Source organism: Nevskia sp., assembly GCF_021732705.1.
GTDB lineage: Bacteria > Pseudomonadota > Gammaproteobacteria > Nevskiales > Nevskiaceae > Nevskia.
The window spans coordinates 61402-68745 of sequence record NZ_JAKFUM010000015.1; the positions used below are offsets into that span (position 1 = coordinate 61402).

The following is a 7344-nucleotide window of genomic DNA, read 5'->3' on the forward strand; positions in this document are numbered from 1 at the left end:
TGTCCCCCGATTCAGAGCGCGCCGAGCACGCGCAACAGTGTGAACTGGCTGCGCGCCAGCGCGATGTCCGATTGCAGCTTGGCCAGCCGCGCCTGCGCCTCGACCCGGTCGGCATCATGCCGCAGCAGTGGCGTCGCATCGCCAAGCCGAACGCGCGCGGCCGAGCGCTGCGCCTGCCGCGCGGCGGCCGTCACCGCGTTGCCGAGGTGCGCATTACGTCGGGCTTCCTGTTCGACGGTGGCAATCGCCGTTTCGGCTTCACGCAGCGCCCGCAGCACTGTGGCATCCCAGTTCGCCAGCGCTGCGCGTTCGCCGGCTTCGGCCTGCGCAATCCGTGCGCGTGCCGGGCTCTGGTTGGGGAACGACCAGACCAGAAACGGCGTCGCGTTGGCGACCAGCCCGCCGGTCAGCAGTCCCACCGCTCCGCCCAGATTCAGCCGTGGATACAGCTCGGCACGGGCGACACCGATGCGTGCGGTCGCCGCCGCCAGTCGCCGCTCGGCTTCGCGGATGTCCGGCCGACGCAGCAGCAGCGCCTGACCGTCGCCGACGGGCAGCGCGGTATCCAGCGCGGGAATCGCCTCGCAGTCGATGGCCAGTTCGGCGGCCTCTGCAGGCGGCCGGCCTTGAAGTTCGGCAAGTCGGTAGCGCGAGGCCTGACGCGCTGCCTCTAGCAGCGGCAGGCCGGCGCGCAGGCTGGCCTGAACGGCCTGTGCCTGTGCGACCTCGATTCCCGATACCTCTCCCGCCGCGCGCTGGCGTTCAAGGGTTGCAGTCAGCCTGTCCTGCGCTTCGGCGGCACCGTTCAGCGCCTTCGCTCCGTGAATGGCTGCGCAGTGATCGAGATAGGCATTCACAGTCTCGGCTGCGATTGCCAGCCGCAGGCCCTCGAAGGCGGCAGCGCTGGCGTCGGCATCGGCGCGGCTGGCCAAGGCGGCGGCGCGCAGCCGGCCAAACAGATCGACATCCCAGCTGGCCGCCGCTGCGACATCAAAATCGGTGGTCTGCGTGGTCTCGACCCCCGGCTGCGAGCCTCGGTCGTCAAAGCGCAGGCTGCTTTCGATCGCCGTCTGCGGCAGTCGTAAGGCGCGCGCCTCGGCGGCACTGGCCCGTGCGCGATCAACGGTAGCGTAGGCGACGCGCAGGTCGGCATTCGCGGCGAGGCTGGCCTGCACCAGCGCCTGAAGTTCCGGAAACGCCCGCAGTGCGGATTCGCTCTCAACCACAGGAGCCAGCGTGACCGTCTCGGTGTCGGTGAACGGATGCGACGCCAGCGCGGTGTTGCGCTCCGGCGCGGGCGGCACCTGCGAGCAGGCGCTGAGCATCGCGGTCGCCAGCAGCACGACTCGGCGGCTCACGACGCAGCCTCCCGGTGGCCGAAACGCGCATACAGCGCCGGCATCAGCAGCAGGTTCAGCACCGTCGACGAGGCCAGACCGCCGAGGATGACGATCGCCATCGGGTATTCGATCTCATGCCCCGGTGCATTGCCGGTGACGATCAGCGGCACCAGTGCCAAGCCCGCACAGGCAGCAGTCATCAGGATCGGAATCAGGCGTTCGCTGGCACCGCGCAGGATCAGCGCCGGGCCGAAGGCTTCACCCTCCGCGTGCTCAAGATGCTGGTAGTGCGCGAGCAGCATGATGCCGTTGCGTGCCGAGATGCCGACCACGGTGACGAAGCCGACCAGCGAACCCAGCGACAGCACGCCGCCGGACAGCGCCACGCCGATCACCCCGCCGAGCAGCGCGAACGGCAGGCTGGCGGCGAACAGTGCGGTGATCCTCACCGAGCGGAACTCCGACCAGACCAGCACCAGCATGCCGGCCAGGCACAGCAGGGACGTCAGCAGCAGGCGCTGGCGGGCGGCCTTCAGGGCTGCGTACTCGCCGAGCACGGTCGGGAAGTAGCCGCTGGCGAACGGCACGCCGGCCAGCGCCGCTTCGACATCGCGGCCGATCCGGCCCAAGTCGGCATCACGAAGGTTCAGGGTCACGTCGATCCGCCGTTGGCCGTTCTCGCGGCGGATCTCATTTGGCGTCGGCACCACGACGACATCGGCGACATCACGCAGCCGCAGCGCCATGCCGGTCGGCGTCTGGAGCGCCAGGTCGGCGATGCTGCCGATGTCGCCGCGAATCGCCGGCTCGCCCCACAGCGCGACATCGAAGGATTTCTGCTCGCGATAGATCTCGCCGAGCTTCTGGCCAGCGATCAGGGTCTGCGCCTGGCGCCGGACTTCGCCGGCCGTCAGGCCAAACAGGGCGAGGTCGGCCGCGCGTGGCCGGATCTGGATCTGCGGTACCAGCACTTGCTGCTCCACTTTCAGATCGGCAACCCCGGGAATCGTTGCGAGCGCCGCCCGGACCCTTTCGGCTGCGGCGCGCAGTTCGGCCTGGTCGGGCCCAAAGATCCGCACCGCGATGGTCGCACCGGCACCGCTGAGCACTTCCTTGATGCGCTCGCGCAGGTAGGTCAGCACGTCGCGATACAGGCCCGGATAGCCAGCGATCACCAGCTGGATCCACTGCACGCTGGCCTGATAGTCGGCCTTGGCATCGAGACTGATCCACAGCTCGGTGAAGTTTGGTCCGACCACTTCATCGGCCACCTCGGCGCGGCCGATGTGGGAGCCGAAGTTGCGGACGCCGGGGATCGACCGTAATTCCTTCGAAACCCGCGTGGTGATGCGCTCCATCGCCTCGATGGACGTTCCCGGCTTCTCGACCCAGTGCATCAGGAAGTCGGTTTCCTGGAAGTCCGGCAGGAACTGCTGCTTGAAGCCGGCCTGGCTGCCGATGGCGACGACCAGACCGCCGGCCACCATCGCCATCGCCAGCCGCGGCCGGGCGACGAGGCGTGGCAGCAGTCGACTGTACTGGCGCTTGATCCAGACGACCAATGTGGTCTCGCGCGCAGCCTCGTGGCCCTTCGGCAGCAGCAACAGGCACAGCGCCGGGGTCACCAACAGCGCCACCATGAGCGATGCCGCGATCGCCAGCACATAGGCCACCGCCAGCGGCCGGAAGAACGTGCCGGCGACACCGTCGAGGAAGAAGACCGGCAGGAACAGCAGCATCACGATCGCCGAGGCGAACACCACGGCCGAGCGCACTTCGAGCGAGGCGCTCAGCACCACGGCAAACGATGAACGCGGAACAGTCGCGTCCCGATTCAGCCGCAGCCGCCGGGCGATGTTCTCGACATCGATGATCGCGTCGTCGACCACCTCGCCGAGCGCGATCACCAGACCCGCGATCACCATGACGTTGATCGTCTGGCCGCTCCACAGCAGCACGAGACCCGCACCGAGCAATGACAGCGGAATCGCCGTCAGGCTGATCAGCGCCTGCCGCCAGTCGCGGGTGAACAGGATCAGCACCCCGGCGACCAGCAGGCAGCCGGTCAGCAGCGCCTGACTCAGGTTGTCGATCGAGCGCTCGATGAAGGTCGCCGGCCGGAAGATCTCGCTGTCGATCTCGACACCGGCGAGCCCCGGCTTCAGTTCGGCGAGGGCGGCTTCGACACTGCGGGTCAACGCCAGCGTGTTGGCGGTTGGCTGCTTCTCGACGATCAGTAGCAGGCCCGGACCATCATTGATGATGGCGCTGCCGATCGGTGCGGCGTAGCCCTCGGTGACAGTGGCGACGTCGCCGATACGGATCGCGGCGTCGCCCTGCAGGCGGATCACCGCCTGCGCCAGATCCTCCGCAGTCTGGATCGCGCCCCGCTGCTGCACCGCCAGCCGCTGATTCGGCGTGTCGAGATAGCCGCCGCCACCGACTAGAACCGCATCGCCAGCCGCTGCGCGCAGTTCGGCCAGCGTGACGCCGGCAATGCGCAGGCGATCCGGGTCGACCAGGATCTGCAGCTGCCGGTCGCGCTGGCCCCACACCGCGACATTGGCGACGCCGGGCACTGTCATCAGCCGTGGCCGGATGGTCCAACGCACCCGTTCCGACAGCTGCATGGCGTCGAGCGTCTTCGATGAAATGCCGATCTTCATCGCCCGGCTGGTCGAGGACAGCGGCGGCAGCATCACCGGGGCACGCGCGGCAACGGGCAGGGCCGCGCGCACCTGTGCCAGCCGCTCCTGCACGAGTTGCCGGATCTGGATCGCATCGCTGCCGCGCTTGAACAGCAGCACCACCGACGACAGTCCGAGCACCGATTTCGAACGCACGGTCACGAGGTCCGGCACGCCGCTGACCGCGATCTCGATCGGTACCGCGATCAGTTGCTCGACCTCCTCGGTCGACAGCCCTGGCGCCTCAGTCTGGATCTCGACCATCGGCGGCGCGAACTCGGGGAACACGTCGAGCGGCACCTCGCGCGACGCGGCGAGGCCGATCACCACCAGCGCGGCAGCAAGACCCAGCACGATCACGCGGTGGCGCAGCGCGGTTTCCACCAGCCAGGCGAGCATCGTCAGCGTCCGGTGCCGAATTCGTAGCCGAACAGCTCGGCCGTACCCGCGGTGACGATCTCGTCGCCAGCCGCCAGCCCGCGGGCCAAGATCAGGTCGTCGCCGTCGCGCCGCGCCACTTCGACTCGCTGACGCTGGTAGTGGCCGTCGGCGTCCTTTCGGTAGATCCACTCGCCACCGTGGATGTCGGTGACCAGCGCGGCTGCCGGTACCACCAAACCCTGCGCCACCCCGTTCAGTGGCAGCGCAACGGCAACGCGCTGGCCGAGGCGGTAAGCCCGATCGGCGTTGTCGAAGCGGAAGTACAGATCGGTGGTCCCTGCTGCGGGGTTTGCGGTTGGCGGCGCGTGGACGGGTACGGCTTCGCGCATCGGGCTGTGGATGCCGGGTACACCGATGCGGGCCGGCTGATCGGCCGCCAGTCGCGGGAGGTCGGTGGCCACCACCGGCACACGCACCCATGCAGTCGAGCGACCGCGAGAGGCAGTCAGGTCAGGGCCGAGCAGTTCGCGCTGCGTTCGTGCTGCGGTCAGCGCCGCCTCGGCGGCGGCACGCTGAGCGACGGCTTCGTCGCGTGCCCGAGCGCTGCCGGCGTCCTCGGCGAGGAGCGCTTCGGCGCGCTGTGCCATTTGCTCGGCCAACTGCAGCGCCGCTCGCGCGCGGCGAAGCTCGGCATCGGCCGCTGCCTGCCGGGCGGCCAGCGTCACGAAATCGCTGGTCGAGAAGCTGGGCACGCCGATCGTTCCGAGCGGCGCATTGACGATCTCACCGCTCGTCAAACGGATGGCCGAGGTATTCCGTGATTCGGCCCGGACAGTTTCGATCCCCAAGCGCTGCACAGCCTCCGGTGTCAGCGCAATTGATAGCAAATTGGTTTCCGAGCTCACCGGCTCGGCCTTGGCCGGTGGTGCCGTCGCGATCGGTGACCCTGCTTCGCGGCAGGCAGTCATCATCGGCACCGAGATGGCGAGGACAGTCAGCAGGCTTCGCATGTCGTACTCGATCGGGGTTTCGACAAACTTACCGATCGAATCTGGAACAGAGCTCGCCACAGCATTACGAAATCCCAATGAAAGGGATGTCGCCGCCGACCACGACTACCGACGTAGCACGGTCATTTGCTCCGCGCTTTGGCCGACCACTTGAAGTTGACCGCCTGCGAGTTGAGCTCCAATCGATATGCGGAAAACCGTCTGCGAGCGCTACAGGCAAGCATTTGACGGTGGGCCAGGTCGTTTCGACTCGGTTTGCTTCGAGCCGTTCGGCAGCAGCCGTCACGACTGAGCGGCAGTAAGCCCACAGCTTTGCTCAAAATCCGATCAGGGCGGGCCGCAATCAAGGTGGGCCTGAAGCTCGCTCAGCACTTGCTGCTGGCCGGCTTCGGTCTGCAGCAGCTCCGCAGGTGTCCTGCCGCCCAGCGCGAAGTTCGGCGTCGTCAGGTACGCCCTCTCGAGGTCAGGATCGCCAAATAAACCGCTGATGATCAACGCGACATCGTTTTCCGGCGCCATATCGTCCTGTCTATCGAAGGCCCGATGGCTTATCGCCGTATCCCTCGATCACCGAATGCTGCCATTTTCTGAGGCCGGGGGTCGACCGCGGCATTCGACGTGCCGAGCGGGGCTTCGACGGTGAGCTGTCGGTTTAGGCGCTAAGGCGATCTTGGCTGCGCGTTGAATCGATGGCCTGACAGCCTGTGCCGAGCGACGATTCGGTACAGTTGAGGCGCGGCAGTTTGATGTGATTTTTTGTGGCTAAATTCGTGGCAGAAATCAGTTAAATTGGGTTATCGGACGTTGTATCCGTGTAGTGCATGTGTTGCGGCTTTTGTAATTTATTCAGTGGTTTACGGTTGAAAGGGCGTCAGATTTAGGGCGTTTGGTCCCTTTGAAAATCCCCGTGTCGGCGGTTCGATTCCGTCCTCGGCCACCATACATCGGTGGGAAAGCCCCTGAAAACAGGGGCTTTTTTTTGCCCGCTGATTTGAGCGCAGCGGCCGTTTCGGATTCTTGTGCCTAAATTTGTGCCTAAATTCAGGTTCCGAGCGACACGGATACCGTCCCCCACTAGCAGGGGATGGCGAATGGCAAGAAGAGGAAGACCGAACAGCGGGTCGATCATCGAGCGGGGGGCGCATCAGTTTTGTGTGCGCTTCAGTCATGGTGGCAGGCGGGAAAGTCGGACCTTTGAGACGCGCCTTCAGGCAGAACAGTGGCTGTCGGGCGTCAAAAGCGGCGAAGAGAAGGGGCGATTGACAAAAGTGATCGACGCCCGTGATCTCACGCTGGCCGATGCCCTGACACGCCGCCTCGAAATTTGCTCGGAACAGAAAAGCAATGCCGAGCAGACGCGGCAGACCCGGCGCCTCATCGAGAATTTCCCGGAACTCACAGGCAAGCGCCTGTACGAGATCGATGAGATCGACATTCTCGGATTCATCGAGGACCGCGAGGAAGAGGTTGCCAACGGCACTATCAATCGTGAACTGTCGCTGATCAGCAACACGTTCAACCGCGCGCGGTCTCGCATGCATTGCGTCGGGCTCGTCAATCCGATAGGCCCCACCACGCGACTGCCGGAGGCGAAAGGGCGGGACCACCGACTGGCTACGGACGAAAGAGAGGTGCTCCTTCGACTCGCCGATCAGGTGGAGGCGCTGACTTCCACGCCTATCGGCAGCATCATTCGGTTCGCTGCGGAAACCGCAATGCGCAAGTCCGAAATTGCGCGCATGACTTGGCAATGCGTCAATCTCAAGTGTGGAACTGTGCTGATCCCTGATTCAAAGAACTGACCTGCTGGTCGAATTTCGGACCACGTGACGCTTAAGATTCTGGCTCCCGCTATGAGCGAGGAGCACATGAAGCAGGCACGATTTACTGACGAGCAGATGGTTCGGATCCTCCGTGAAGCGGACA

At 65.6% G+C, this 7344-nt stretch carries 5 protein-coding genes; 1 reads left to right on the forward strand and 4 read right to left on the reverse strand.

The features are described 5' to 3' along the window. Positions 1–11: 11 nt before the first annotated feature. The 4 genes from QZ951_RS16650 to QZ951_RS16665 all read right to left on the reverse strand — a co-directional run bounded on the left by QZ951_RS16650 (position 12) and on the right by QZ951_RS16665 (position 5937). Entirely contained in the window at positions 12–1358 is a 1347-nt protein-coding gene (locus QZ951_RS16650; protein WP_293002616.1) for a TolC family protein, read from the reverse strand. Next, on the reverse strand, positions 1355–4426 hold the full coding sequence (locus tag QZ951_RS16655) for an efflux RND transporter permease subunit (RefSeq protein WP_293002618.1): 3072 nt from the start codon (positions 4424–4426) through the stop codon (positions 1355–1357). The genes QZ951_RS16650 and QZ951_RS16655 overlap by 4 nt, the downstream gene beginning before the upstream one ends. A gap of 2 nt (positions 4427–4428) precedes the next feature. After that, entirely contained in the window at positions 4429–5418 is a 990-nt protein-coding gene (locus QZ951_RS16660) for a hypothetical protein (RefSeq protein ID WP_293002620.1), read from the reverse strand. A 327-nt stretch (positions 5419–5745) separates the two neighbouring features. Then, on the reverse strand, positions 5746–5937 hold the full coding sequence (locus QZ951_RS16665) for an MbcA/ParS/Xre antitoxin family protein (RefSeq protein WP_293002622.1): 192 nt from the start codon (positions 5935–5937) through the stop codon (positions 5746–5748). Positions 5938–6509: 572 nt separating this feature from the next. Between QZ951_RS16665 and QZ951_RS16670 the strand changes: the two genes are divergently transcribed. Next, the gene (locus QZ951_RS16670; protein ID WP_293002624.1) at positions 6510–7220 is read left to right on the forward strand and encodes a site-specific integrase; all 711 of its coding nucleotides are present in this window, start codon (positions 6510–6512) and stop codon (positions 7218–7220) included. Positions 7221–7344: the final 124 nt, after the last annotated feature.

Excerpts from the sequence above, each read along its gene's own strand:
- QZ951_RS16660 (WP_293002620.1), bottom strand. The coding sequence starts at position 5,418 with ATGCGAAGCCTGCTGACTGTCCTCGCCATCTCGGTGCCGATGATGACT.
- QZ951_RS16655 (WP_293002618.1), bottom strand. The coding sequence starts at position 4,426 with ATGCTCGCCTGGCTGGTGGAAACCGCGCTGCGCCACCGCGTGATCGTG.
- QZ951_RS16665 (WP_293002622.1), bottom strand. The coding sequence starts at position 5,937 with ATGGCGCCGGAAAACGATGTCGCGTTGATCATCAGCGGTTTATTTGGC.
- QZ951_RS16670 (WP_293002624.1), top strand. The coding sequence starts at position 6,510 with ATGGCAAGAAGAGGAAGACCGAACAGCGGGTCGATCATCGAGCGGGGG.